The following is a 24715-nucleotide window of genomic DNA, read 5'->3' as shown; positions in this document are numbered from 1 at the left end:
TAGCCCCTCTCAGCGACGCTTCGGACGGCGGCCGCGCAGGCGACGCCAGCCGATCCAGCAGCCGCTGGCGCAGACCACCAGGCCGCCGAGGCTGAAACCGAGCATCCACAGGTCCCACAGCGGACGCCGGGTCAGCAGCGGCAGCCAGTCCCAGCTATGCAACAGGGAAAACAGCCAGCGGCTGCCGCGCCGACCGTCGTCGAGCACGCCAACCACCGCGCCGCTGTAGGGATCCAGGTGCACCCAGGTATGCCGGGGATCGTCGAAACGCAGGCGCCAGACCGGCAGGCGCCGTTCCAGGTAGCCCATCATGCTGTGTTCTTCGCGCGGGTAGTAATAGAAGTCGTAGCGTTCCAACCGTTCGGCCTGCATCGGCACGCCCGGCAGCAGCGCGCGAGCCGCCGCCAGCAGGCGATCCGCGGGTAGCTCGCGGAGGATTTCGCCATCCGCCGTCAGCAGCAGGCTGTTGCCGCTGGCGCTGCGCCCGAGCGCATAGGGCTCGCCGTCGAGCGCCCGCCACTCCAGCTCGCGCACCCGCAACCCGGCGGCACGCAAGCGCCGCAGGACAGCGTCCGCCTCCAGTCCGGCGGGCAGCGCCCGGTCCCAGCTACCGCCCTGGTAGGCCGCGAGGTCGAGCGGCGTGCCGCGGCCGAACAGGTTCCACGGATTCATCGACATCAGCCCGCTGAAGATCCAGCTCAGCACCAGCGCGCCGAAGAGCAGGCCGGCGAGGTGGTGCCAGCGCTGGAAACCGCCCGCATAGGGCGAGCGCGAGCCGCTGCGGTAGGGCTTGCGGAAGCGCCAGCGGAGCAGGCCGACGAGGATGCCGAGGACGGTCGCCAGGGTCGCCAGCAGCGACAGGCCGATCACCAGGTTCGCCCACTGCCCGTCGAACCCGCCGCCGCGCAGCGGATAGAGCCAGTGCAACCAGGCGCCGAGCCAGTTCCAGGCACGCTCCCGGCGGCTGGCGTCGCGTACCACCTCGCCGGTCTGCGAGGACAGGTAGAGCAGCCGGCCCTCCTCGTCCGCGGTCTGCACCCGCCATAGCGGCCGGTGCGGATCGAGGTTGCGGGTATGGGTCCAGGCGTCTTCCTCGATCCGCCCTTGCAACTGCATCGGTACTTCGCCGCTGAAAGCACGGGCCGAAGCCAGCACCCTGTCCGCGTCCACCGCCAGCGGCCGGCCGTCGCGCGCCGCCAGCGCACGCGTGCGTCCGTCGGCGTCATCCAGCAGGTAGGTCGGCAGACCGCCTACGCTGGCCAGCCGGATGCTCCGCGGGGTTTTTCCATCGCCGCCGGCGAGGGCCGTCCGCAGCGGTACGCAGGCCTCGCAGCCGTCCAGCTCGGGCAGGTGGGCCAGGCGCTCCAGCGGAGTCAGCTTGGGATAGCCGACATACAGCATGACCATGCCGGAGACGAACCAGAGCACCATCAGCAGGCAGCAGCCGATGCCCAGCCAGCGGTGCCACAGGTACAGGTAGCGTTTCATCGACGACTCCTCAGAAGCGCGTCTGCACGCTCAGCTCGAAGGTGCGCGGGTCGCCGACGTAGTACAGCGGCGTGCTCTGCACGAAGCGCGCGTAGACCTCGTCGGTGAGGTTGCGCACGCGCCCGGTGATCCGCGTGCGCTCGTCCAGCCGGTAGCTGAGGAAAGTCCCGTAGACCGTATAGGACGGCACGTGCCAGGTGTTGGCGTTGTTGGCGTACACCGAGGACACGTAGCGCGCGTCCACCCCGCCCTGCCAGGCCGGGTCGAAGTCGTAGGTCAGCCACAGGTTGCCGACCCGCTCCGGCACGTTCGGCGGCGTCTTGCCCTTACGCGAGACGGCGACGCCGCCGACGTTCTCGGTGAACTCGTCGTACTGCGCGTCGACCCAGGCGAAATTGCCCTCGGCCAGCAGCTTCGGGGTGATCCGCAGGGAGGCGGCGGCCTCGATGCCCCTGGAGGTCTGCTGGCCCACCGGCACGCTGAGGTTGGGGTTGTTCGGGTCGGCCACCGAGAAGTCCCGGCGGACGATGCGGTAGGCGGCCAGGGTGGCGCTGCCGCGACCGTCGAGGAAATCGAACTTGCTGCCCAGCTCCCACTGGTCGCCGGTGGACAGGTCGTAGTCGCGGACCTGGCCGAAGCTGGCGCTGGTCAGCACCCCTCCCGGCGGGTCGGCGGCGGTACTGTATTGCAGGTAGACGTTGGCGTGCGGGGTGAACTGGTAGACCAGCCCGGCGCGCCCGGTGAGCACGTCCCAGCGCCGTTCGAAGTGTGCAGGATCGCTGGCGGTCACCGTCCGATGGTTGCGCACGTCGAGGTCGAGGTGGTCGTAGCGCAGCCCGGTGACCAGCGACAGCTCGTCGGTCAGGCCCAGGCGGTTCTCGGCGAACAACGCGCTGGTGCGCACCTCGTTGCTGCGGTCCTTCCGGTGGCCGGGACGCATGCCCGGCAGGTCGTAAAAGTGGCCCGGCTCGAAACTGGCCGGATCGACCGTACCGAACGGCCCGGAGGCGGTACTCGGGAAGCGCGTCTGCTTGTTGATGCTGTAGTCGAAGCCCAGCGCCCAGTCGCTGGCCAGTCCGAACAGCGGCTGGCTGTGCTGTAGCTCGAAGCGGTTGCCGTTGAGCTGCTGGTCGTGGCGCTGGAGGAATGCGTTGGAGCGCACCACCCCGCTGTTGTCGGCGTTGTAGCGATAGGTCTCGAGGTTGCGGTAATCGCGCTCGGCGTCGTAGTGGTAGAAGGTGTTGCGCCAGCGCGTACTGTCGCTGACCCGGTATTCGAGGATCGAGCGCAGCCAGCGCACGCGCTGTTCGTAGCGGCCATCGGCGACGTTGTAGTTCTCGCGGCGACGGCTCTTGTCGATCTTCAGCTCGCCGGCGTAGGGATTGAGCACCGGTGTGCCCCAGTAGGGGCTGTCTTCCTGCTCGTCCTGGTACTCCAGGGCCAGGGTGTGGGAAAGGTCCGGGGTCAGGTCGCTGAGCAGGGAGAAAGCGACGTTCCACGATTCGCGCGAATTGCGGTCGACGTAGCCGTTGCCGCCGCTGCGGCTGACGTCCAGGCGCACGAAGTGCTTCGGCTCGGGGCCGATGCCCAGGGCCTGGTTGAAGCCGAAGGCGACTTCCGAATCGTCGTAGCTGCCGTAGCGCACCCGGCCTTCCATGAAATCGCCGTAGCGGTCGGCGAGCTTGCTGATGTAGTCCAGCGAGCCGCCGACGGCACCGGCGCCGTTGAGGAAGGAGGACGGACCGCCGACCAGCTCGACGCGGTCGACGATCCAGTCGTCCAGCGGACGCATGGCGCTGCTGTATTGCACCGGAATGCCGTTGAACAACTGGTTGACCTGGTTCGAGCTGAAGCCGCGGTAGGTGACGAAGCCGCCGAAGCCGGGCGGCGCCGAGGCGTTCACGCCGGGCAGGCTGTTGGCGATGTCCTGGGTGCTGCGCAGGCCGCGCCGCTCGAAGCTGGCACGGTTGGCCACGCTTACCGAGCCGGGAGTCTCGCGCAGGCTCAGGCCCAGGCGCGAGCCGCCGCCGGCGCTGTCGTCGAGATCGAGGGCCGGCGGGGTTTCCCCGGCGGCGCCGGCGCTGACGGTGAGGGCGGGCAGTTCGGTGGGTTCCTCATCGGCCCAGAGCAAGGCCGGAACGCCGGCCAGGGTGAGGTTGAGACCCAGCGCGAGGACGCGGCGGGCCGTGGAGTGCTTTTTCATCGAGCGATCCTGAAGCAAGGCATGGTGGGCACGCCCGCCTCGCCCGGATGGACAGCGGCGAGCGCTGCGCGGACGAGGCAGGACGGGCGACGGATGCAAATGCCCGGCGCGGCGGGCGTTCAGGATCAGGCGGGGGAAGCGCGCGGGTTGGCCGGCGGCCAGACGTATCGGGGCGGCACCGGCTCGCGCGTGGCGGGCGGGCGGAAACGCGCCTGGCGTCGCCGTTGCAAGCGCCAGGACCAGATCACCCCAAGCGCGACGAACAGCACCAGAGCGCTGCACATCGGGCAGCTCATCGGCAACTGGGGATTGACCGGTGCCGGATCGCCGGCGGACCCGTCGTCGGGATCCAGGGATAGCCATTGGCTGGCACCGGCGACGCAGAACAGCCCGACGCTGGCCTTCTGCCCCTTGTCGCTGCCCACTCCCAGCGCCTGCAGGTGCAGGACGCCGCAAGCCAGCGCGTTGACCAGCACGCAGGCACAGAGGGCGAAGCTCAGCCACTGCAGCAGCGGCGAGCGGGAGTTGGGAGCGATTCTCATGACCGCGCACTCTAGCATCCTGACCCGCAAATTCCCCGCGCTTCTGCGCTGCGGTGCATCGCCGCAGCCCGAGGACACGACGCACGGCGACGAGCGGCGTATCAGGGGTGACTTGGGAGTTTCATGTGGCGCCGCTATAATCGCCCGCTCAGGCGGCCCTTTCGGGTCGCTCCCGCCTTCCGTTCGAGGGGCGCTGCAGCAGGCCTAGGCCTGTCAGGCTCGAACGGAGCGCGCTCTCAGGCCGGCCTCGCCGGTCTGTCAACGCACCAACGGCGCCCATTCGCAGACAACGAATGGAGAGTTACGCATGAGCGCTGTCATGACGCCCGCCGGTTTCACCGACTACAAGGTCGCCGACATCACCCTGGCCGCCTGGGGCCGCCGCGAGCTGATCATCGCCGAATCGGAAATGCCCGCACTGATGGGCCTGCGCCGCAAGTATGCCGGCCAGCAGCCGCTGAAAGGCGCGAAGATCCTCGGTTGCATCCACATGACCATCCAGACCGGCGTGCTGATCGAGACCCTGGTCGCGCTGGGCGCCGAAGTCCGCTGGTCGAGCTGCAACATCTTCTCCACCCAGGACCAGGCCGCCGCCGCTATCGCCGCCGCCGGCATCCCGGTGTTCGCCTGGAAGGGCGAGACCGAGGAAGAGTACGAATGGTGCATCGAGCAGACCATCCTCAAGGACGGCCAGCCGTGGGACGCCAACATGGTGCTGGACGACGGCGGTGACCTGACCGAGATCCTGCACAAGAAATACCCGCAGATGCTCGAGCGCATCCACGGCATCACCGAAGAGACCACCACCGGGGTCCACCGCCTGCTCGACATGCTCAAGAACGGCACCCTGAAAGTCCCGGCGATCAACGTCAACGACTCGGTGACCAAGAGCAAGAACGACAACAAGTACGGCTGCCGCCATAGCCTCAACGACGCCATCAAGCGCGGCACCGACCACCTGCTGTCGGGCAAGCAGGCCCTGGTGATCGGCTACGGCGACGTGGGCAAGGGCTCCTCGCAGTCGCTGCGCCAGGAAGGCATGATCGTCAAGGTCGCGGAAGTCGACCCGATCTGCGCCATGCAGGCCTGCATGGACGGCTTCGAAGTCGTCTCGCCGTACAAGAACGGCATCAACGACGGCACCGAGGCCAGCATCGACGCCGCGCTGCTGGGCAAGATCGACCTGATCGTCACCACCACCGGCAACGTCAACGTCTGCGACGCCAACATGCTCAAGGCGCTGAAGAAGCGCGCGGTGGTCTGCAACATCGGCCACTTCGACAACGAGATCGACACCGCCTTCATGCGCAAGAACTGGGCCTGGGAAGAGGTCAAGCCGCAGGTGCACAAGATCCACCGCACCGGCAAGGACGGTTTCGACGCGCACAACGACGACTACCTGATCCTTCTCGCTGAGGGCCGCCTGGTCAACCTGGGCAACGCCACCGGCCATCCGAGCCGGATCATGGACGGTTCCTTCGCCAACCAGGTGCTGGCGCAGATCCACCTGTTCGAGCAGAAGTACGCCGACCTGCCGGCCGCCGAGAAGGCCAAGCGCCTGAGCGTCGAAGTGCTGCCGAAGAAGCTCGACGAGGAAGTGGCCCTGGAGATGGTCAAGGGCTTCGGCGGCGTGGTCACCCAGCTGACCCCGAAACAGGCCGAGTACATCGGCGTGAGCGTGGAAGGCCCGTTCAAGCCGGACACCTATCGCTACTAAGCGGACCACGGGGCAGGCGCCATGCGCCTGCCCCGTTCGCATGAGCGCTCCCACGATGTCCACGCACCTCGCCGATCGCTACAACCAGGCCTGGCTGTTCGCCGCCCGCGCCCACCGCAACCAGACCCTCAGCGGCTCGCCGCTGCCTTATCTGGTGCACCTGGGCATGGTCGCCAACGAGCTGCTGGCCGCCGATCGCGACGGTGCCATCGAACGGCTCGGGGAAACCCTGCAGATCGCGGTCCTGCACGACACCCTGGAAGACACGGCGACCTCACCCGAGGAGCTGCGGCAACAGTTCGGCGAGTTCGTCTGTGCCGGCGTGCAGGCCCTGAGCAAGCGCGTCGGCGACGGCCCCAAGCGTTCCCTCGACGACTATCTCCAGGCGCTTGCCGAGGGCCCGGCGCAGTACGCCCTGGTCAAGCTGTGCGACCGCATCACCAACCTGCAGCCACCGCCGCAGACCTGGAACCAGGACAAGATCGCGAACTACCACCAGGAGTCGCAGCTGATCCTCGCTCGCCTCGGCCATGCCCACGCCGCGACGGCCCGACGCCTGCGGGAAAAAATCGAGCACTACCGCCAGTACTACTGAAGTACCCGGCGCTAGTCGGAATCAACAAGAAGAGGCGCGGCCGTGGTCGCGTCCAAGGAACCGATCATGAGTCAGAGCGAACGCCGTTTCAGCTTCGAGTTCTTCCCGGCGAAGACCGAGGCCGGCCATGAAAAGCTGTTGGCCACCGCCCGCAACCTGGCGGGCTACAAGCCCGACTTCTTCTCCTGCACCTACGGCGCTGGCGGATCCACCCGCGACCGCACGTTGAGTACCGTGCTGCAACTGGACGGCGAGGTGAAGGTGCCGACCGCGCCCCACCTGTCCTGTGTCGGCGACTCGAAAGCCGAGTTGCGCGAACTGCTCGGCCGCTACCGCGAGGCCGGCATCCGCCGCATCGTCGCCCTGCGCGGCGACCTGCCGTCGGGCATGGGCATGGCCAGCGGCGAATTGCGCTACGCCAACGAACTGGTGGACTTCATCCGCACCGAGACCGGCGACCACTTCCACATCGAGGTCGCCGCCTATCCGGAAGTCCACCCCCAGGCGCGCAGCTTCGAGGATGACCTGGCGAACTTCGTGCGCAAGGTGAAGGCCGGCGCCAGCAGCGCCATCACCCAGTACTTCTTCAACGCCGATGCCTATTTCTACTTCGTCGAGCGGGTCGCCAAGCTCGGCGTGGACATCCCGGTGGTCCCCGGCATCATGCCGATCACCAACTACTCCAAGCTGGCGCGCTTCTCCGACGCCTGCGGCGCCGAACTGCCGCGCTGGATCCGCAAGCAACTGGAAGCCTACGGCGACGACAGCCGCAGCATCCAGGCCTTCGGCGAGCAGGTCATCAGCGAGATGTGCGAACGCCTGCTGGAGGGCGGCGCACCGGGACTGCATTTCTATACTTTGAACCAGGCCGATCCGAGCCTGGCGATCTGGAAGAATCTCCAGCTGCCACGCTGATACCGCCCACGCGGTTCGGCCCGGCAGCGTATACCGGCAGGGAAGCCTCTCACGCGATCCACGACAGACATGGCCAACTCACGCAAGCATCTGATCTACCTGGTCTACGGGCGACAGACCTACCACCAGGAAGCCCTGTTCAGCATCGCCAGCGCCTTCGCCCACCTCCGCGACGGGGCGGCGCATGGCCTGACGGTCAGGGTCTATACCGACGACCCCAGTCCCTACGCCGGCCTGCCGGTGCAGGTCCGCGAAGTGACGGCCGAGGAGCTGGTCGCCTGGTGCCAACCGCACGGCTATCACTTCCGCGCCAAGCACGTGGCCCTGCGCGACGCCCTGGAAGACGCCGACCAGGCATTGCTGATCGACACCGATACCTTCTTCCACAGTTCGCCCCTGCGCCTGTTCGACCGCATCCAGCCCGGCAGCCTGCTGTGCAACGCGATCGGCGCGCGCTATGGCGAACACCGTAACTTCCCGCTCTACCGCGACCTCTCGCCCTACCTGTTCGAGCGCGGCTGGGCCGACGACGAGATGCACCAGCTCAACTCCGGCGTCATCGGCCTGCCTCGGGAAGAGGCGAAAATACTCGACCGTTCGTTGGAATTAATGGATGAACTCTATCCAATTGCCAACGGTGCCTATACTCTTGAGGAATTCGTCCTGGCCGTCGCCGCCCACAAGCGGCTGGAGCTGGTGGGTTGTACCGACCTGATCCACCATTACTGGAGCCGGAAACAGCTGTTCCGCGCGAAGATCCAGGCCTGGTTGTGCAAGCACGGTTCCTCCCTTCTCAGCGCTGCAGCCCTCGACGACACCCTCAAGGTGACCGATCGACTGCCACGCCCACCGCGTGCCAAGCGTCTGCTGTACAAGCTGGGAACCCTGCCGTTGCCGGCTCCGATGCGCCAGTTCAGTATCGAACTGCTCTACGGTTGCCACGAATACAGTAACGAGTTCGACCGGGCCTGCGGCCCCGTCTGGTGGGAGAAAGCCGCGACCAATGCCATCGAACGCTATCCGCAGGAACCGATTGCGGAACAAATCGAGGATTGGCTGAATCACAGCTTGCTGCGCAACCTCCTTGGCTCCCGGGCCAACGAGATCCGCCAGCATTTGCGCCAGCGTGACCTGCTCTGACCGCAGCCCTCCGTTGACGCTGCCCCCGGCCCCCCCACCCAGGGCCGGGAGCGAACCGGCCAGCGCCCCCGACCAGGTGCGCGGCCATGCCCGCGAGGGCACCCGTTCGACACCGGCCACCGAGCGCATACGCAGCGCCGCGGCCAGACCTTCCGCCCTGTCCGACAGGGCCCGAAGGTAGACAGGAGTTCGCAGAACTTGGTGATTTCACAGCAGCCGGCCTCGCCCCGGCCCATATAGGAAAACCCGCATGTCCTTTTCTTCCCTCGGACTCTCCGAGGCGCTTGCCCGCGCTGTGGAGGCTGCGGGCTACAGCCAGCCCACTCCCGTGCAACAGCGGGCGATTCCCGCCGTGTTGCAAGGTCGCGACCTGATGGTTGCGGCACAGACCGGCACCGGCAAGACCGGTGGTTTCGCCCTGCCGGTACTGGAGCGCCTGTTCCCCGCCGGTCATCCCGACCGCGAACACCGCCACGGCCCGCGCCAGGCGCGCGTGCTGGTACTGACCCCGACCCGTGAGCTGGCCGCCCAGGTGCATGACAGCTTCAAGGTCTACGCCCGCGACCTGCCGCTGAACAGCACCTGCATCTTCGGCGGGGTTGGCATGAACCCGCAGATCCAGGCCCTGGCCAAGGGCGTCGACGTACTCGTCGCCTGCCCCGGCCGCCTGCTCGACCTGGCCGGGCAGAACAAGGTCGACCTGTCCCACGTGGAAATCCTCGTCCTCGACGAAGCCGACCGCATGCTCGACATGGGCTTCATCCACGATGTGAAGAAGGTTCTCGCCAAGCTGCCGCCCAAGCGCCAGAACCTGCTGTTCTCGGCTACCTTCTCGAAAGACATCGTCGACCTCGCCAACAAGCTCCTGCACAACCCGGAACGCATCGAGGTAACGCCGCCGAACACCACGGTCGAGCGCATCGAGCAACGCGTGTTCCGCCTGCCGGCGCCGCAGAAGCGCGCCCTGCTGGCGCACCTGGTGACCGTCGGCGCCTGGGAACAGGTGCTGGTCTTCACCCGTACCAAGCACGGCGCCAACCGTCTCGCCGAGTACCTGACCAAGCACGGCCTGCCGGCCGCCGCGATCCATGGCAACAAGAGCCAGAACGCGCGGACCAAGGCGCTGGCCGACTTCAAGGCCAACGACGTGCGCATCCTGGTGGCGACCGACATCGCCGCCCGCGGCCTGGATATCGACCAGTTGCCCCATGTGGTCAACTACGAGTTGCCCAACGTCGAGGAAGACTACGTCCACCGCATCGGCCGTACCGGCCGCGCCGGACGCAGCGGCGAGGCGATCTCGCTGGTGGCGCCGGACGAAGAGAAGCTGCTCAAGGCCATCGAGAAGATGACCAGACAGCGTATTCCCGATGGCGATGCCCAGGGTTTCGACCCCGAGGCCGTGCTGCCCGAGGTGGCCCAGCCGGAGCCCCGCGAGGCGCCGCAGAAGCAGCCGCGCCGCGACAAGGAACGGCGCAGCAGCCGCGAGCGCAAGCCGAAAGACGCCCAGGCGAGCAACCCCGACAGCAATGTCGCTGCGGCCCAGGACGGTACCGAGAAGCCGGCCGGCAAGCGCCGCCGTCGTGGTGGCAAGAACAAGGAAAACCGCGAGGCCGGCCAAGCGCAGCAGCCGCGGCAGAGCCGCGAAGCGCGTCCGGCCAAGCCCAATCGGCCGCCGGAAGTCGACGGTAATCGCGATCCGGAAGAGTTCCTCGACGACGACTTCGACAATTTCGGCAACCGCGCCGACTACGTCAGCCCCTACCAGGGTCAGGAAAACAAGGGGCGCGGACGCCGCGGTGGCCAGCAGAAACCCCAGGGCGGCACCGGCCAGCAGGGTCGTGGCCAAGGCCAGGGCCAAGCTCGCGGCAAGAGCCAGGGCGCCGCTCAAGGCGGCGCTCGCGGTCAGGGTGCCGGCCAGGGCAAGGCGAAGAAACCGCGCGCCAGCAAGCCGCGCGGCCAGGGTCGCGAGAATGCCTCGCGGATGAGCGACGCGCCGCTGCGCGAGCCGTCCGAGTACGGCACCGGCAAGCAGCCGAGCCGCCAGCCGGTGGTGATCAACAAGCGCGACCTGGTGCGCATGGATCGCTTCCCCACCGCCGAGCAGCTCGACGAGCTGGAGCCGCGGCGCAAGGGCGAGCGCCCCGCACTGCTGACCCGCAACCGCTAAGGCCGAGCGGGTCCGTGACGCGGACCCGCCGACTTCCGCGAGGATAAAAAAACGCCGACCCTAGGGTCGGCGTTCTTGCATGGCGCGGAAGGCGATCAGGCCTGCGGATCTTCCTTCTTCGCGGTCTGCTGCTGGGTCACGGTCTGCTGGTTCCAGCCGCCGCCGAGGGCCTTGTACAGGTTGACCTCGCTGGTCAGCTGGTTGAGGCGGTCGGTGATCAGTTGCTGCTGCGCGGTGAACAGCGAGCGTTGCGCGTCGAGCAGGGTCAGGTAGTTGTCCACCCCCGTGCGGTAGCGCTTGTCGGCGAGCTGGTAGTACTCGTCGCTGGCCTTGACCAGATCGCGCTGTGCCTGCAACTGCTCGGTGAAGGTACCGCGCGCGGCCAGACCGTCGGCGACTTCCTGGAAGGCGGTCTGGATCGCCTTCTCGTACTGCGCGACGTTGATGTCCTTCTGGATCTTCGCGTAGTCCAGGCTGGCGCGCAGGCTGCCGGCGGTGAAGATCGGCAGGTTGATCGACGGCTGGAACAACCAGGAGCCCGAACCGGCGTCGAACAGGCCGGACAGCTGGCGGCTCATGGTGCCGGCGTTGGCGGTCAGGCTGATGCTCGGGAAGAACGCCGCGCGCGCGGCGCCGATGCTGGCGTTGGCGGCCATGAGCTGGTGCTCGGCCTCGAGGATGTCCGGGCGCCGTTGCAGCAGGTCCGACGGCAGGCCCGCCGGCACTTCGGTCAGCAGGGTCTGGTCCAGGCCCAGGCCTTGCGGCAGGTTCGCCGGGATCCCGGAACCCAGCAGCAGGACCAGTGCATTCTGGTCCTGGGCTACCAGGCGGGTGTACTGCGCCAGGGTCGCGCGGGCGCCTTCCACGGCGGTCTGCGCCTGGCGCAGGTCGAGCGCGGAGGCGACGCCGACGTCGTAGCTGCGCTGGGTCAGGTCGAAACTCTTCTGGTAGGTGCCCAGGGTGTCCTTGGTCAGTTGCAACTGCGCCTGGTCGGCCTTCAGCGTCAGGTAGGCGGTCGCCACGCTGGCCACCAGGGTGGTCTGCGCGCTGCGCTGCGCCTGTTCGGTCGCCAGGTACTGCTCCAGGGCCTGGTCGCGCAGGCTGCGCAGGCGGCCGAAGAGATCGAGTTCCCAGGCGGTAGTGCCCAGGGTCACCCCGTACTGGCTGGAAATCGCCGGACTGCCGGTGGTCGACAGGTCGCCCGGCAAACGCTGGCGGGTGCCGCTACCGTCCACGCCGATCCGCGGGAACAGGTCGGCCCGCTGGATGCGGTACTGCGCCCGGAAGGCCTCGACGTTCAACGCGGCGACCCGCAGGTCGCGGTTGTTTTCCAGCGCCACGCCGATCAGTTGCTGCAACTGCGGGTCGCGGAAGAACTCGCGCCAGCCGATGTCGGCGGCCGGAACGGCCGCCGCGCCGGTGTTCTGCCCGTAGGCCTGCCCTTGCGGGTAGGCCGCGGCTACCGGCGCCTCGGGGCGCTGGTAGTCGGGGATCAGCGAGCAGCCGGACAGAACGACAGCGGCTACCGCCAGGGAAAGGAAGGACCGTTTCATATCATTGCCCCTTTTCGACGGACGCTTGCTGCTTGGACGCCTCGTCCTTGAACAGCGTGCTGACCGCCACGTAGAACAGCGGTACCCAGAAGATCGCCAGGACGGTCGCAGTGACCATGCCGCCGATCACGCCGGTACCGATCGCATGCTGGCTGCCCGAGCCGGCGCCGGTGGAGATCGCCAGCGGAACCACACCAAGGATGAACGCCAGGGAGGTCATCACGATCGGCCGCAGACGCATGCGGCAGGCCTCGATGGCCGCCTCGACGATGCCCTTGCCCTGCTCGTGCAGCTCCTTGGCGAACTCCACGATGAGAATGGCGTTCTTCGCCGACAGGCCGATGGTCGTCAACAGGCCCACCTGGAAGAACACGTCGTTGGACAGGCCGCGCATGGACGTCGCCAGCAGCGCGCCGATCACGCCCAACGGCACCACCAGCATCACCGAGAACGGAATCGACCAGCTTTCGTACAGGGCCGCCAGGCAGAGGAACACCACCAGCAGCGACAGCGCATACAGCGCCGGCGCCTGCGAGCCGGACAAGCGCTCCTCGTAGGACAGGCCGGTCCAGGAGTAGCCAACGCCTTTCGGCAATTGCTTGACGATCTCCTCGACCGCCGCCATGGCGTCACCGGAACTCAGGCCGGGCGCCGGCTCGCCGAGGATCTCCATCGCCGGCACGCCATTGTAGCGCTCCAGCTTCGGCGAACCGTATTCCCACTTGCCGGTGGCGAAGGCGTTGAACGGCACCATCTCGCCCTTGTCGTTGCGCACGTACCACTTGCTCAGGTCGTCCGGGTTCATCCGCGCGTCCGGCCTGCCCTGCAGGTAGACCCGCTTGACCCGGCCACGGTCGATGAAGTCGTTGACGTAGCTGGAACCCCAGGCGATGGACACGGTGCTGTTGATGTCGGCGAGGGACACGCCGAGGGCGCTGGCCTTCTCGTCGTCGATCTCCAGCTTGTACTGCGGTTCGTCGCTCATGCCGTTGGGGCGCACGCGTTGCAGCGCCGGGTTCTGCGCGGCGAGCATGAGGAACTTGTTGCGCGCCTGGAGCAGGACCTCGTGGCCGACGCCCGCCTGGTCCTGGAGGAACAGGTCGAAGCCGGTGGCGTTACCCAGTTCCAGTACCGACGGCGGCGCGAAGGCGAACACCATCGCGTCCTTGAAGCTGAAGAAGTGCATCTGCGCGCGCTTGGCCAGCTCGAACACGCTGTTCTCACCACCGGGACGCTCTTCCCAGGGCTTGAGCATGATGAACGCCATGCCCGAACTCTGGCCGCGGCCGGCGAAGTTGAAGCCGGTCACGGTGAACACCGAGCTGACCGAAGAGCTTTCCTTCTCCAGCAGGTATTCGCGCATCGAGTCCACCACCACCTGGGTACGCTCGGCGCTGGAGCCCGGCGGGGTCTGTACCTGGGCGAACAGTACGCCCTGGTCCTCGTCGGGGAGGAACGCGGTGGGAATGCGGGTGAACATCCAGATCATCCCGGCCACGATCACCACGTAGATCAGCAGGTACGGCGCGCGATGCTTGAGGATCGACGCCACGCCCCGCTCGTAGCCGTGGGTGGTGGAAAGGAACATCCGGTTGAACCAGCCGAAGAAGCCGCCCTTGTGCTCGCCATGGTCGCCTTTCTCGATCGGCTTGAGCATGGTCGCGCAGAGCGCCGGGGTGAGGATCAGCGCCACGATCACCGAGAGGGCCATGGCCGACACGATGGTGATGGAGAACTGCCGGTAGATCACCCCGGTGGAGCCGCCGAAGAACGCCATCGGCAGGAATACCGCCGAGAGCACCATGGCGATACCGACCAGCGCGCCCTGGATCTGACCCATGGACTTGCGCGCCGCCTCCCTTGGCGACAGGCCTTCCTCGGCCATCACCCGCTCGACGTTCTCCACCACCACGATGGCGTCGTCCACCAGCAAGCCGATGGCCAGCACCATGCCGAACATGGTCAGGGTGTTGATCGAGAAGCCGAACGCGGCGAGCACGCCGAAGGTCCCCAGCAGCACCACCGGTACGGCGATGGTCGGGATCAGCGTGGCGCGGAAGTTCTGCAGGAACAGGTACATCACCAGGAACACGAGGAGGATCGCCTCGCCGAGGGTCTTCACTACCTCATGGATCGAGGCCGAGACCACCGGGGTGGTGTCGTACGGGTAGACCACCTTCATGCCCTGCGGCATGAACGGTTCCAGGTTGGCGATGGTCTGGCGGATCGCCTTGGCGGTATCCAGCGCGTTGGCGCCGGTGGCCAGCTTGATCGCGATACCGGACGCCGGGCTGCCGTTGAACTGCGCGTTGATGCTGTAATCCTGGCCGCCCAGGCCTACATCGGCGACGTCCTTCAGGCGCACCTGGGAACCGTCGGGATTGACCTTGAGCAGGATGTTCTCGAATTGCTCCGCGGTCTGCAGGCGGGTCTTGCCGATGATGGTGGCGTTGAGCTGCTGGCCCTTGACCGCCGGCAAGCCGCCGAGCTGGCCGGAGGAAATCTGCACGTTCTGCGCCTGGATCGCGCTGCTCACGTCGCCGGGGGTCAGCTGGTAGCTGTTCAGCTTGGCCGGGTCGAGCCAGATGCGCATCGAGTACTGCGAGCCGAACACCTGGAAGTCACCGACGCCCTTGGTCCGCGAGAGCGGGTCCTGGATGTTGGAAACGATGTAGTTCGACAGGTCTTCCTTGGTCATGCTGCCGTCGGTGGAAACCACACCGACCACCATGAGGAAGTTCTTCACCGCCTTGGTCACCCGGATCCCCTGGCGCTGCACTTCCTGCGGCAGTAGCGGGGTGGCCAGTTGCAGCTTGTTCTGCACCTGGACCTGGGCGATGTCGGGGTCGGTGCCCTGTTCGAAGGTCACGGTGATGGTCATGCTGCCGTCGGAGTTACTCTCCGAGGAGATGTAGCGCAGATTGTCGATCCCGTTCATCTGCTGCTCGATCACCTGGACCACGGTGTCCTGCACCGTCTCGGCCGAGGCGCCCGGGTAGCTCACCTGCACGGCGATGGCCGGCGGGGCGATGGCCGGGTACTGGTTGACCGGCAGACTGAGGATCGACAGGCCGCCCGCGAGCATGATCACCAAGGCGATCACCCACGCGAAAATGGGCCTATCAATGAAAAACTTCGACATTACGAATCCCCTTGATCAGCCCTTGCTGTCGGTTTTCGCCGGAGCGGCGTCGGCCTTCTGCGCGGACGCGACATTCTTCGCCGGCACGGTCTTCACCTCGACACCCGGCTGCACGAACTGCAGGCCTTCGGTAATGATCTTGTCGCCGGCGTTCAGGCCTTCGGTAACCAACCACTTGTCGCCGATCACCCGGTCGGCCTTGATCACCCGCAGCTCGACCTTGTTCTGCGCGTTCACCACCAGCGCGGTAGCCTGGCCCTTGAGGTCGCGGGTCACGCCTTGCTGCGGAGCGAGGATGGCCTTCTGCTTGACGCCTTCCTGCAACTGCGCGTGAACGAACATGCCGGGCAGCAGCTCGTTGTTCGGGTTGGGGAACACGGCGCGGATGGTGACCGAGCCGGTGCCTTCGTCGACGGAAACCTCGGAGAATTCGAGGCGGCCTTCCAGCGGGTATTGGCTACCGTCCTCCAGCTTCAGGGAGACCTTCGCAGCGTTGTCGCCGGCGCGCTCCAACTGGCCGCTGGCCAGTTCGCGGCGCAGGCGCAGCAGGGCGGTGGACGGCTGGGTGACGTCGACGTAGATCGGGTCGAGCTGTTGCACGGTGGCCATCGCGTTGGCCTGGCCGTTGGTCACCAGGGCGCCTTCGGTCACCGCGGAACGGCCGATGCGGCCGGAGATCGGCGACAGCACCTTGGTGTAGCGCAGGTTGATCCGCGCCTGTTCCACCGCCGCCTTGGACTGCAGGTAGGCGGCATTGGCGTCGGCGTACTGCTGCTTGCTCACGGCCTGGTCGGCGACCAGCAGCTTGTAGCGCTGGGCCTGCTCCTGGGTCGAGGCCAGGTTGGCCTGGGCGCTCTGGTAGTCGGCCTCGTAGGTGGCGGGGTCGATCTGGTAGAGCTGCTGCCCGGCCTTGACGTCGCTGCCTTCCTTGAACAGGCGCTTGAGGATGATGCCGTTCACCTGGGGACGCACCTCGGCGATGCGGAACGCATTGGTCCGGCCCGGCAGCTCGGTATTCAGGGTCACCGTCTGCGCTTCCAGGGTCACGATTCCGACCTCCGGCGTTTGCGCCGGCGGCGGCGCCTCGCTTTTTCCGCACCCGGAAAGGGCCGAAATCGCGACCAGCAGGGCCGGAACCAGTACACGCATGGCTGGCGTTCGTTGCATAGCGTTGTCCTCATGAGCGAAAGCGGCCGATGCAGCGTGAAGGCGCTGCACCGGCTCGAAGAAGGCAGGCAAAATACTTACATTCATAGGTGTTTGTAAACGTCCGAAAGCCTCGCGTGAAAACACCTGAAACGTTTTAGCTCGATGGCCGGTTATCCACCCGGCGCCATGGCCCATATTCAGAACCTGAAACAAGGTTGATAAGGTCAACTAAAATAAGCAAAATAGTTGACTGGATCAACCACATTTACATTAGGTTTACTCGGCCAGACCAATGAACTACCCCGTGAATCCCGACCTGATGCCCGCGCTGATGGCGGTCTTCCAGCATGTGCGGACGCGCATCCAGAGCGAGCTCGATTGCCAGCGACTCGACCTGACCCCGCCCGACGTCCATGTATTGAAGCTTATCGACGAACAACGCGGGCTGAACCTGCAGGATCTGGGACGCCAGATGTGCCGCGACAAGGCACTGATCACCCGGAAGATCCGCGAGCTGGAGGGAAGAAACCTGGTCCGCCGCGAGCGCAACCCCAGTGACCAGCGCAGCTTCCAGCTCTTCCTCACCGACGAGGGGCTGGCCATCCACCAGCATGCGGAAGCCATCATGTCACGCGTGCATGACGAGTTGTTTGCCCCGCTCACCCCGGAGGAACAAGCCACCCTGGTGCATCTCCTCGACCAATGCCTGGCCGCGCAACCGCTTGAGGATATTTAAGAACATTCTTTTCGAAGCACAATGAAAAACGCCGGCGATCGCCGGCGTTTTTCGTTTCAGGTATCCGCTTACTGGCGAATGCCTTCGACGGAGAGCAGCAGCTCGACTTCCTGGGATGCCGGGCCGAGGTCCATCTTGATGCCGAAGTCTTTCAGCTTCAGGGTGGCGCTGCCTTCGAAGCCGGCACGGTAGCCGCCCCACGGGTCGTCGCCCTGGCCGATCAGCTTGGCCTTGATGGTGACCGGCTTGGTCACGCCGTTCAGGGTCAGGTTGCCGGTGATGTCGGCGCTGTCGCCGTTGGCCTTCACTTCGGTGGATTCGAAGGTAGCGGTCGGGTTCTTGCTGACGTTGAGGAAATCACCGCTGCGCAGGTGCTTGTCACGCTCGGCATGGTTGGTGTCCACGCTGTTGGTGTTGATGGTCACCTTGACCTTGTCGGCCGACGGGTTCTTCTCGTCGAAGGTGAAGCTGCCGTCGAAGTCGTTGAAGCGGCCGTACAGCCAGCTATAGCCCAGGTGCTTGATGCGGAACTCGATGAAGGCGTGCTGGCCTTCCTTGTCGATCTTGTAGTCCGCGGCCATTGCCTGGCCGGCGGTGAACAGTGCGGAGCCGAGCGCCAGCGCGGCAAGGGTCTTCTTCAGCATGGACATTCTCCTTAACGTGGTTGTTGATCATTCGACGAGCGACCGAGCATGCGCTTTAGGGTCGGGTCGCGGTCGACGAAGTGATGCTTGAGGGCGGCCAGGGCATGGAGGACGGCGAAGACCACCAGCGCCCAGGCCAGGTAGAGATGGATTTCACCCGCGACGTCCGCCTGGTCGGGCAGCCCGCTGAGGGTCGCCGGCACGGAGAACCAGCCGAATACGCTGATCGGTTCGCCGTCGGCGGTGGAAATCAGGTAGCCCGCGACGATCACCGCCAGCAGCAGCCCGTACAGCGCGAGGTGGCCGAGCTTGCTCACTACCCGCGTGAGCGGACCGTGGTTGACCGGCGCCGGCGGCGGCGGGCTGACGAAACGCCAGACGATCCGCACCAGCAGGGCGATGGCCAGCAGGATGCCGATGCTTTTATGCAGCGCCGGCGCGGGGTGGTACCAGGGGTCGTAATAGCTCAGTTCGCGCATCCACAGGCCCAGGCCGAACAGGCCGAAGACCACCAGCGCGCTGCCCCAGTGCAGGAACAGGCTGAATACGCCGTAACGGGATGAGGTATTGCGCCACTGCATGAAAAAACTTCCTTGAAAAGCGAAGCCTCAAGACTAGCGGCAAATCCATCGAGTTAAAGCAGAAAATTCTGCTTTGAAACATCGATTCACAAGATAGGTTCGCAGGCTAAGAAAAAACCCTGGATTGCGCTGCGAACCGGGAAGCGCAAGGCGCCGGAGCTTCCGGCGCCGGCGAAGGGGATCAATCGAACAGGCGGGTGAACCAGGCGAATGGGTTCTTCTTCTCGCCGCCGGTCGTCGGTGCGGCTACCTTCTCGGCCTTCGCCACCATCGGCGCGCCCTCGATCACCGGAGTCTTGCCGGCGTACAGGTCGCGCACCTGGCTGGCGGCGCGCTTGCCGCTGCGCAGCGCCCCCTCGATGGTGCCGGGGTACAGCGCATCGGTGTGCTCGCCGGCGAAGGCGACCCGCGACAGCGGCTGTTCCCAGATCCGCCAGAAGCGCGTCACCTGGCCCGGACCGTAGGCCAGGTAGGAACCGCCGGTGCCCGGGTCGGCGCTGTAGCGACGAATTTCGTAGCCGGCGAAGGCACCGCGCATCTTCGGATAGAACTTGTTCATGCGGATCAGCACCTGGTCGACCATCTGCCGGTCGCCGAAAGCCTGCAGCACGCGGGCGTTGTCGCCGGACAGGTTGATCAGCACGTTGGCGCCGCCTTTCAGCGCCGGCTCGACCCAGATCATGCCCAGGCCCTGGTCGCTGAAGATCTCGCCGGAGAGGCGCGACTTGTCGTCCCACACCGGGCGCTTGAACTTCAGCAGGATCTGGTCGCGCCAGCCATAGTTGGTGCCCTTCAGCGCGGACATCTGGGTACCGCTCAGGGACGGGGTCATCTGGATCTGGCCGAGCGCCTTCAGCGGCACGGCGAGAACCACGTAGTCGGCCTTGTAGGTCTCGCTGCCGGCCTTGACGGCGACGCCGTCCTTGGCCTGGACGATGCTCGACACCTTGGATTTGGTCTTGATCGTCTTGATCTGCTTGACGAAGGCTTCCGCCAGCACCTGGCTGCCGCCGGGTAGGCGCGCCGCGCGCAGGTCGCGGTCATCGACGCCACGGTAGGCGCGGCCCTGCTGGGCGAGGTAGAGCAGCGACAGGCGCGACGGTTCGTCGTAGCGCGAGCGGATACGCTGGTTGACCAGCAGGCGCGCGGTCGGCGACAGGTTCAGCTTGTCCAGCCAGCGCGCGGCGTTCATCTGGTCGAGGGCGAACAGGGTATTGCTCGAGGCGGGGTTGAGCGGATCGGAGATCGATGCCGAGAGATCGTCCAGGGTCGACTCGAAGCGCTTGAGGTCGGCGGCGACGTTCGGCTGCTTGAGCGCGAGATCGCTGCTGCTGTAGTACAGGCCGTCGATCAGGTAGCTGGGGGTGCGGACGAAGTCCGGCGCCGGCACCGGCTTCAGCTTGAAGGTGTCCAGGTAGGCATTGAGCGTGGGCTGGACCTTCTGGTTGCCGACCCATTCGCTGGTGGCCAGGCCGGAACGCCCGCCCACCTGCGGCCGCGCCTCGAGCACCGTGACCTGCCAGCCGTCCTTCTGCAATTCGTAGGCCGCGCTCAGGCCTGCCAGGCCCGCGCCTACGACGATCGCCGTAGGCTGTTTATCCTTGCCCAGCGCCACCGCGCTGAACACCCCCAACATGAGAAACGCCGCGGCGCGCAGCCACCTTAACGACATACCGGACTCCCCAGAAAAAAAGCAAAGACGCAACGGCGCGCAGCATACGCCAGAGCCGTTTGGGCCACCATAGGAGTCCGTCGGCGGCTGCTGTCGGATGTGTCCCAACCCACCGGGTTGTTCATCTCACCCCCATTGCATAGGCTTTGCCGATCGATCCGAGGAGACAGCCCATGGGCCTTAACGCCGACTGGATGCAGCGCGACCTGAACGTACTCTGGCATCCCTGTACCCAGATGAAAGACCACGAACGCCTGCCGGTGATCCCGATCCGCCGCGGCGAAGGCGTCTGGCTGGAGGATTTCGAAGGCAAGCGCTACATCGACGCGGTCAGTTCCTGGTGGGTCAATGTGTTCGGCCACGCCAACCCGCGCATCAACCAGCGCATCAAGGACCAGGTCGACCAGTTGGAGCACGTGATCCTCGCCGGATTCAGCCACCAGCCGGTGATCGAGTTGTCGGAGCGACTGGTGAAGATCACCCCGCCGGGGCTCGACCGGGTGTTCTACGCCGACAGCGGCTCGGCGGGCATCGAGGTCGCGCTGAAGATGAGCTACCACTTCTGGCTCAATAGCGGCAGGCCGCGCAAGAAGCGCTTCGTCACCCTGACCAACAGCTACCACGGCGAAACCATCGCCGCGATGTCGGTGGGCGACGTGGCGCTGTTCACCGAAACCTACAAGTCGCTGCTGCTGGACACCATCAAGGTGCCCAGCCCGGACTGCTTCCTGCGTCCGGACGGCATGTGCTGGGAAGAACATTCGCGGAACATGTTCGCCCACATGGAGCGCACCCTGGCCGAAGGGCACGACGAGATCGCCGCGGTCATCGTCGAACCGCTGATCCAGGGCGCCGGCGGCATGCGCATGTACCATCCGGTCTACCTCAAGCTGCTGCGCGAAGCCTGCGACCGCTATGGCGTGCACCTGATCCACGACGAGATCGCGGTGGGCTTCGGCCGCACCGGGACGATGTTCGCCTGCGAGCAGGCCGGCATCGCCCCGGATTTCCTCTGCCTGTCCAAGGCCCTCACCGGCGGCTACCTGCCGATGTCCGCGGTGCTGACCAGCGAGACCATCTACCGGGGCTTCTACGACGACTACCAGACCCTGCGCGCCTTCCTCCACTCGCACACCTATACCGGCAACCCGCTGGCCTGCGCCGCCGCCCTGGCGACCCTGGACATCTTCGAGGAAGACAAGGTGATCGAGGCCAACCGCGCGCTGTCCACCCACATGGCCAGGGCCACCGCGCACCTGGCCGACCACCCGCATGTCGCCGAGGTGCGCCAGACCGGGATGGTCCTGGCCATCGAAATGGTCCAGGACAAGGCGTCCAGGACGCCCTACCCCTGGCAGGAGCGCCGCGGCCTGAAGGTCTTCCAGCATGGCCTGGAGCGCGGCGCGCTGCTGCGCCCGCTGGGCAGCGTGGTGTATTTCCTGCCGCCCTACGTGATTACCCCGGAGCAGATCGACTTCCTCGCCGAGGTGGCCAGCGAAGGCATCGACATCGCCACCCGCGACGCGGTCAGCGTGGCGGTCAGCGACTTCCACCCGGACCACCGCGATCCGGGCTGAACGTCGCCGCCCCTTCGTCCCGAGGGGGCCGGTTCCAGCGCCCCGCGGCAGGCAGTAAACTGCGCGCCTGTCGCCACTACCCTCGAATCGCCATGCGCCTGTCCCGCTTCTTCGTCGACCAGCCCCTCGCCCTCGGCCAGCACGACCTGCCCGAGACCCAGGCCCACTACATCGGCCGCGTGCTGCGGCACGCCACGGGCGACGCCGTGCAACTGTTCGACGGCAGCGGCCGGGAATACCTCGGCGAGCTGGTCGAGGTCGGCAAGAAGAATGTCCGCGTCGAACTCCGCGAGCAGTTCGCCGGCCAGCCCGACTCGCCCCTGCGTATCCACCTGGGGCAAGGCCTGTCGCGCGGCGAGCGGATGGACTGGGCGATCCAGAAGGCCACCGAGCTGGGGGTGGCGGAAATCACCCCGATCGTCAGCGAGCGTTGCGAAGTGCGCCTGAAGGACGAGCGCGCCGACAAGCGCCTGCAACACTGGCGCCAGGTGGCGATCAGCGCCTGCGAGCAGTGCGGCCGTTCGAGCCTGCCGCTGATCCATCCGCCGCTGGCCCTGGAGGACTGGCTGCGCGGGCGGGACGATGAGCTCAGGCTGGTCCTGCACCCAGTAGCCGCCCCCCTGGCCAGCCATGCGCCGCCGTCGCGCCTGGCCTTCCTGGTGGGTCCCGAAGGCGGCCTGAGCGATGCCGAGGTGGAGCAGGCGCAGGCGGCCGGTTTCCACGCCGCGCGCCTCGGCCCGCGAGTGCTGCGCACCGAGACCGCGCCGGTGGTAGCGTTGGCGGTGGCCCAGCAACTCTGGGGCGACTTCGCCTGATATCTCTCCCGCCGCTTTACAACGGCGACAGCCAGTGAATACCGTTGCGCAACCCACTTCGCAACGGATCGCACGCATGGACACGCCCGTTACCTTCGATTGGAAGATCCGCCTGCCCGACGTGCTCGGCGTACTCCGCCGAGACTATGCCGGACGCTTCCCGCAGTTGGCCTCCGCCGCACTGGAGACGCTGCTGGAGCGCCTGCGCGACGACCTTCCCGAGGATTTCCTGCCAGCCCTCGGCCAGGAGCTGGAATCCCTCGGACTGGCGTTGGTGGAACGCCTGGACGAAGACGACAGCCTGAACCTGTACGTGGTCGGCGCCCCCCACAGCCAGCGCCTCCTCGATGCGCTCGCAGCGCAGGGCCACAACGCCCGCACGCTGCGCCAGGAAGACGCACCCGAGGGCGCCCGGGCGGCCCTCCCCGCCGCCGCGCCGGCCGGCCTGGCGCCGGCTTCGGCCTACATCTGCCTCGAACACGCCGAGCACCTGGCGCCCGGCCTGGCCATCGCCCGCCTGCCGGGCGAGGACAGCCGCAACCTGCTGGACCTGCGCCAATGGCCCAGGCTGCAACGCCTGCCCGATGGCGCGGAGGAAACCCAGGGCGCGTTGCTCTGCCGGGCCAGTTCGGCGGACGGCCTGCACGCCTGGGTCAGGATGACCCGTTCGGGAAGCCCCTACGCCTGGCTGCATCGCTCCCGCGACCTCGCCTCGTTGACGCCCGAACTACCGCCCTTGCCGCTGCCGCCGGCGCAGTCGTTGCGCCAACGCCGCACCCCGGAACTTGCCATCGGCCTGGCCGGGGACGACCTGCTCCTGGCCGACCGCGGCCTGTTCTTCCTCTATCCGGGCTTCGCCCAGGGCAACGACGAACCGCGGTTGCTCTTCGAGGTGCCGCAAGCGCGGCGCTCCATCGAGAATCCGCCGGCGGTCTTCACCACTCCGGACCAGCGCGTCTGCCTGCTCTCCCGCGGGCAGTTCTTCGAATGGCGCGAGGCACGCATCCAGCCCCTGCCGTTCCCCGTCGGCAAGGATCTGCCCGCCGATCCGGCGCAACCGACCTCGGCGGCGCCCGGGACCATCGTCTGGCTGGAGCGTGAAACGCTCTGCGAAGGCCGGCTCGACAGCGGCGAGATCCGCAGCCACTCGCTGGACGGCCTGGCCGAAGGCCCCTACCTGAAGCTCCAGGCCCTGGACGGAGGCTGGCTGCTCCTGGCGCCGTGGCTGGAACCGCATCGCTCGCGGGACCTCGCCCAGCTCTGGCACCTCGAATCCGGCCGGGCGCTGCGCATCCGCTACGGCGAACTGGACCTGGAGGGCGGACTACAGCACTGGGCGGAGCTGCCCGACGGCCGGATCGTCGTCGGCGACCATGCCCGGCATGTCGACCTCGGCAGGTTCGAAAGCCTGCGCCAACGCCTGCTGCGGCGGCGCCTGGCGCCGGCCTGAGGCGCGGCTACAGCCCGCGCAGCGCCAGTCCTGCCAGGCCGAGCAGGAGCACGCCGCAACCGGCGTAGCTGAGGCGGTGCCAGAACAGCGAGGTGTTGCGCCGCAGCCAGTCCACCAGCGCCGCGCAGCAAAAGCACCAGATCAGCGACGAGAGCATGAAACCGGCGAAGAACACCAGCGACTGCGCCTGGTTCGGCGTGCCGTCGACGATCCCCGCCAGGGCGCTGCCGAGGGCGCCCCAATAGACCACGTTCTTCGGGTTGGACAGGGAGATCGCCGCGCCGGCGCCGAAGGCGTTGCGCCCCTGCTCGCCGGCATCCTCCGCCGCCAGCGGCGGACTCCAGGCGTCGCGCAAGCCTTGCACGCCGAGCCAGGCCAGGTAGGCGGCACAGGCCAGGGTCAGGGGAATCCGCACCTGTTCGTAGCCCAGCAGCAGTGCCAGCCCGGTGAGCCCGAGCAGGGCCCAGACGGCATCGCCGATCAGCGACCCCAGTTGCACCAGCAACGCCGGGCGGAAGCCGCCGGTCAAACCACGGCGCAGCGTTTCGCTGAACACCGCGCCAGGAGAAACATTGAAGGCGAAACCGAACAGCAAGGCGGCGAGGAAGATGGCGAGCATGGGACGA

At 66.7% G+C, this 24715-nt stretch carries 19 protein-coding genes and 1 riboswitch; of the genes, 9 read left to right on the top strand and 10 right to left on the bottom strand.

The genetic code is table 11. The features are described 5' to 3' along the window. Positions 1–9: 9 nt before the first annotated feature. The 3 genes from M6E97_RS27280 to M6E97_RS27270 all read right to left on the bottom strand — a co-directional run bounded on the left by M6E97_RS27280 (position 10) and on the right by M6E97_RS27270 (position 4233). On the bottom strand, positions 10–1488 hold the full coding sequence (locus tag M6E97_RS27280) for a PepSY domain-containing protein (RefSeq protein ID WP_023132738.1): 1479 nt from the start codon (positions 1486–1488) through the stop codon (positions 10–12). A gap of 10 nt (positions 1489–1498) precedes the next feature. Then, on the bottom strand, positions 1499–3691 hold the full coding sequence (locus M6E97_RS27275; protein WP_003084649.1) for a TonB-dependent receptor: 2193 nt from the start codon (positions 3689–3691) through the stop codon (positions 1499–1501). Positions 3692–3816: 125 nt separating this feature from the next. After that, positions 3817–4233: a DUF2946 domain-containing protein gene (locus M6E97_RS27270; RefSeq protein ID WP_003084647.1), complete on the bottom strand. Its 417-nt coding sequence runs from the start codon at positions 4231–4233 to the stop codon at positions 3817–3819. Positions 4234–4412: 179 nt separating this feature from the next. After that, a riboswitch (S-adenosyl-L-homocysteine riboswitch) is annotated at positions 4413–4518 on the top strand. Between the two features lie 22 nt (positions 4519–4540). Between M6E97_RS27270 and ahcY the strand changes: the two genes are divergently transcribed. From ahcY to M6E97_RS27245, 5 genes are all read left to right on the top strand, one after another. Beyond that, a complete protein-coding gene (ahcY, locus tag M6E97_RS27265; protein WP_003099900.1) occupies positions 4541–5950 on the top strand; it encodes an adenosylhomocysteinase in 1410 nt (469 codons plus the stop codon). 40 nt (positions 5951–5990) lie between these two features. Beyond that, positions 5991–6545 (top strand): HD domain-containing protein, encoded by a 555-nt coding sequence (locus M6E97_RS27260; RefSeq protein ID WP_003118822.1) that lies wholly within the window; start codon positions 5991–5993, stop codon positions 6543–6545. Positions 6546–6611: 66 nt separating this feature from the next. Further along, a complete protein-coding gene (gene metF, locus M6E97_RS27255; RefSeq protein ID WP_003084639.1) occupies positions 6612–7460 on the top strand; it encodes a methylenetetrahydrofolate reductase [NAD(P)H] in 849 nt (282 codons plus the stop codon). Between the two features lie 69 nt (positions 7461–7529). Beyond that, a complete protein-coding gene (locus M6E97_RS27250; RefSeq protein WP_003084637.1) occupies positions 7530–8600 on the top strand; it encodes a hypothetical protein in 1071 nt (356 codons plus the stop codon). A 250-nt stretch (positions 8601–8850) separates the two neighbouring features. Next, on the top strand, positions 8851–10770 hold the full coding sequence (locus M6E97_RS27245; RefSeq protein ID WP_003084635.1) for a DEAD/DEAH box helicase: 1920 nt from the start codon (positions 8851–8853) through the stop codon (positions 10768–10770). 95 nt (positions 10771–10865) lie between these two features. On the opposite strand, the gene oprM is transcribed toward M6E97_RS27245, so the two are convergent. Genes oprM through mexA form a run of 3 tightly spaced genes read right to left on the bottom strand, consistent with a single transcriptional unit; the run spans position 10866 to position 16632 of the window. After that, positions 10866–12323, bottom strand: coding sequence for a multidrug efflux RND transporter outer membrane channel subunit OprM (gene oprM / locus M6E97_RS27240; protein WP_003084633.1), 1458 nt, complete (start codon positions 12321–12323; stop codon positions 10866–10868). A gap of 1 nt (position 12324) precedes the next feature. Further along, positions 12325–15465: a multidrug efflux RND transporter permease subunit MexB gene (gene mexB / locus M6E97_RS27235; RefSeq protein WP_003107312.1), complete on the bottom strand. Its 3141-nt coding sequence runs from the start codon at positions 15463–15465 to the stop codon at positions 12325–12327. 15 nt (positions 15466–15480) lie between these two features. Continuing rightward, the gene (gene mexA, locus M6E97_RS27230; RefSeq protein ID WP_003118819.1) at positions 15481–16632 is read right to left on the bottom strand and encodes a multidrug efflux RND transporter periplasmic adaptor subunit MexA; all 1152 of its coding nucleotides are present in this window, start codon (positions 16630–16632) and stop codon (positions 15481–15483) included. A 274-nt stretch (positions 16633–16906) separates the two neighbouring features. Between mexA and mexR the strand changes: the two genes are divergently transcribed. After that, on the top strand, positions 16907–17350 hold the full coding sequence (gene mexR / locus M6E97_RS27225) for a MarR family transcriptional repressor MexR (RefSeq protein ID WP_004365054.1): 444 nt from the start codon (positions 16907–16909) through the stop codon (positions 17348–17350). A 68-nt stretch (positions 17351–17418) separates the two neighbouring features. On the opposite strand, the gene M6E97_RS27220 is transcribed toward mexR, so the two are convergent. The 3 genes from M6E97_RS27220 to M6E97_RS27210 form a co-directional block, all read right to left on the bottom strand. After that, positions 17419–17994 carry a YceI family protein gene (locus tag M6E97_RS27220; protein WP_003084626.1) on the bottom strand — a complete coding sequence of 192 codons (576 nt, stop codon included), beginning with the start codon at positions 17992–17994 and terminating at the stop codon, positions 17419–17421. A gap of 11 nt (positions 17995–18005) precedes the next feature. Next, complete coding sequence (locus M6E97_RS27215) at positions 18006–18575, bottom strand: cytochrome b (protein WP_034005215.1); 570 nt, start codon at positions 18573–18575, stop codon at positions 18006–18008. A gap of 181 nt (positions 18576–18756) precedes the next feature. Then, the gene (locus M6E97_RS27210; RefSeq protein WP_003118815.1) at positions 18757–20247 is read right to left on the bottom strand and encodes a flavin monoamine oxidase family protein; all 1491 of its coding nucleotides are present in this window, start codon (positions 20245–20247) and stop codon (positions 18757–18759) included. Between the two features lie 173 nt (positions 20248–20420). On the opposite strand from M6E97_RS27210, the gene M6E97_RS27205 reads away from it, so the two are divergent. The 3 genes from M6E97_RS27205 to M6E97_RS27195 all read left to right on the top strand — a co-directional run bounded on the left by M6E97_RS27205 (position 20421) and on the right by M6E97_RS27195 (position 24089). Next, positions 20421–21824 carry an adenosylmethionine--8-amino-7-oxononanoate transaminase gene (locus M6E97_RS27205; protein ID WP_003106128.1) on the top strand — a complete coding sequence of 468 codons (1404 nt, stop codon included), beginning with the start codon at positions 20421–20423 and terminating at the stop codon, positions 21822–21824. A gap of 92 nt (positions 21825–21916) precedes the next feature. Then, positions 21917–22639 carry a 16S rRNA (uracil(1498)-N(3))-methyltransferase gene (locus M6E97_RS27200; protein WP_023088759.1) on the top strand — a complete coding sequence of 241 codons (723 nt, stop codon included), beginning with the start codon at positions 21917–21919 and terminating at the stop codon, positions 22637–22639. Between the two features lie 34 nt (positions 22640–22673). Beyond that, positions 22674–24089, top strand: coding sequence for a hypothetical protein (locus tag M6E97_RS27195; protein WP_023443539.1), 1416 nt, complete (start codon positions 22674–22676; stop codon positions 24087–24089). 7 nt (positions 24090–24096) lie between these two features. Here the strand turns inward: M6E97_RS27195 and M6E97_RS27190 are convergent, their stop codons facing one another. Continuing rightward, a complete protein-coding gene (locus M6E97_RS27190; RefSeq protein WP_033955004.1) occupies positions 24097–24708 on the bottom strand; it encodes a LysE family translocator in 612 nt (203 codons plus the stop codon). Positions 24709–24715 lie beyond the last annotated feature (7 nt).

Origin of the sequence: Pseudomonas sp. B111 (assembly GCF_026428275.1) — a bacterium.
In the GTDB taxonomy this organism is placed as follows: domain Bacteria; phylum Pseudomonadota; class Gammaproteobacteria; order Pseudomonadales; family Pseudomonadaceae; genus Pseudomonas; species Pseudomonas aeruginosa.
This window is presented reverse-complemented; position numbering and strand designations above follow the sequence as displayed.

Bases quoted from the DNA above. Each gene is read 5' to 3' on its own strand.
- M6E97_RS27280 (WP_023132738.1), bottom strand. From the start codon at position 1,488: ATGAAACGCTACCTGTACCTGTGGCACCGCTGGCTGGGCATCGGCTGC.
- M6E97_RS27275 (WP_003084649.1), bottom strand. From the start codon at position 3,691: ATGAAAAAGCACTCCACGGCCCGCCGCGTCCTCGCGCTGGGTCTCAAC.
- M6E97_RS27270 (WP_003084647.1), bottom strand. From the start codon at position 4,233: ATGAGAATCGCTCCCAACTCCCGCTCGCCGCTGCTGCAGTGGCTGAGC.
- ahcY (WP_003099900.1), top strand. From the start codon at position 4,541: ATGAGCGCTGTCATGACGCCCGCCGGTTTCACCGACTACAAGGTCGCC.
- M6E97_RS27260 (WP_003118822.1), top strand. From the start codon at position 5,991: ATGAGCGCTCCCACGATGTCCACGCACCTCGCCGATCGCTACAACCAG.
- metF (WP_003084639.1), top strand. From the start codon at position 6,612: ATGAGTCAGAGCGAACGCCGTTTCAGCTTCGAGTTCTTCCCGGCGAAG.
- M6E97_RS27250 (WP_003084637.1), top strand. From the start codon at position 7,530: ATGGCCAACTCACGCAAGCATCTGATCTACCTGGTCTACGGGCGACAG.
- M6E97_RS27245 (WP_003084635.1), top strand. From the start codon at position 8,851: ATGTCCTTTTCTTCCCTCGGACTCTCCGAGGCGCTTGCCCGCGCTGTG.
- oprM (WP_003084633.1), bottom strand. From the start codon at position 12,323: ATGAAACGGTCCTTCCTTTCCCTGGCGGTAGCCGCTGTCGTTCTGTCC.
- mexB (WP_003107312.1), bottom strand. From the start codon at position 15,465: ATGTCGAAGTTTTTCATTGATAGGCCCATTTTCGCGTGGGTGATCGCC.
- mexA (WP_003118819.1), bottom strand. From the start codon at position 16,632: ATGCAACGAACGCCAGCCATGCGTGTACTGGTTCCGGCCCTGCTGGTC.
- mexR (WP_004365054.1), top strand. From the start codon at position 16,907: ATGAACTACCCCGTGAATCCCGACCTGATGCCCGCGCTGATGGCGGTC.
- M6E97_RS27220 (WP_003084626.1), bottom strand. From the start codon at position 17,994: ATGCTGAAGAAGACCCTTGCCGCGCTGGCGCTCGGCTCCGCACTGTTC.
- M6E97_RS27215 (WP_034005215.1), bottom strand. From the start codon at position 18,575: ATGCAGTGGCGCAATACCTCATCCCGTTACGGCGTATTCAGCCTGTTC.
- M6E97_RS27210 (WP_003118815.1), bottom strand. From the start codon at position 20,247: ATGTCGTTAAGGTGGCTGCGCGCCGCGGCGTTTCTCATGTTGGGGGTG.
- M6E97_RS27205 (WP_003106128.1), top strand. From the start codon at position 20,421: ATGGGCCTTAACGCCGACTGGATGCAGCGCGACCTGAACGTACTCTGG.
- M6E97_RS27200 (WP_023088759.1), top strand. From the start codon at position 21,917: ATGCGCCTGTCCCGCTTCTTCGTCGACCAGCCCCTCGCCCTCGGCCAG.
- M6E97_RS27190 (WP_033955004.1), bottom strand. From the start codon at position 24,708: ATGCTCGCCATCTTCCTCGCCGCCTTGCTGTTCGGTTTCGCCTTCAAT.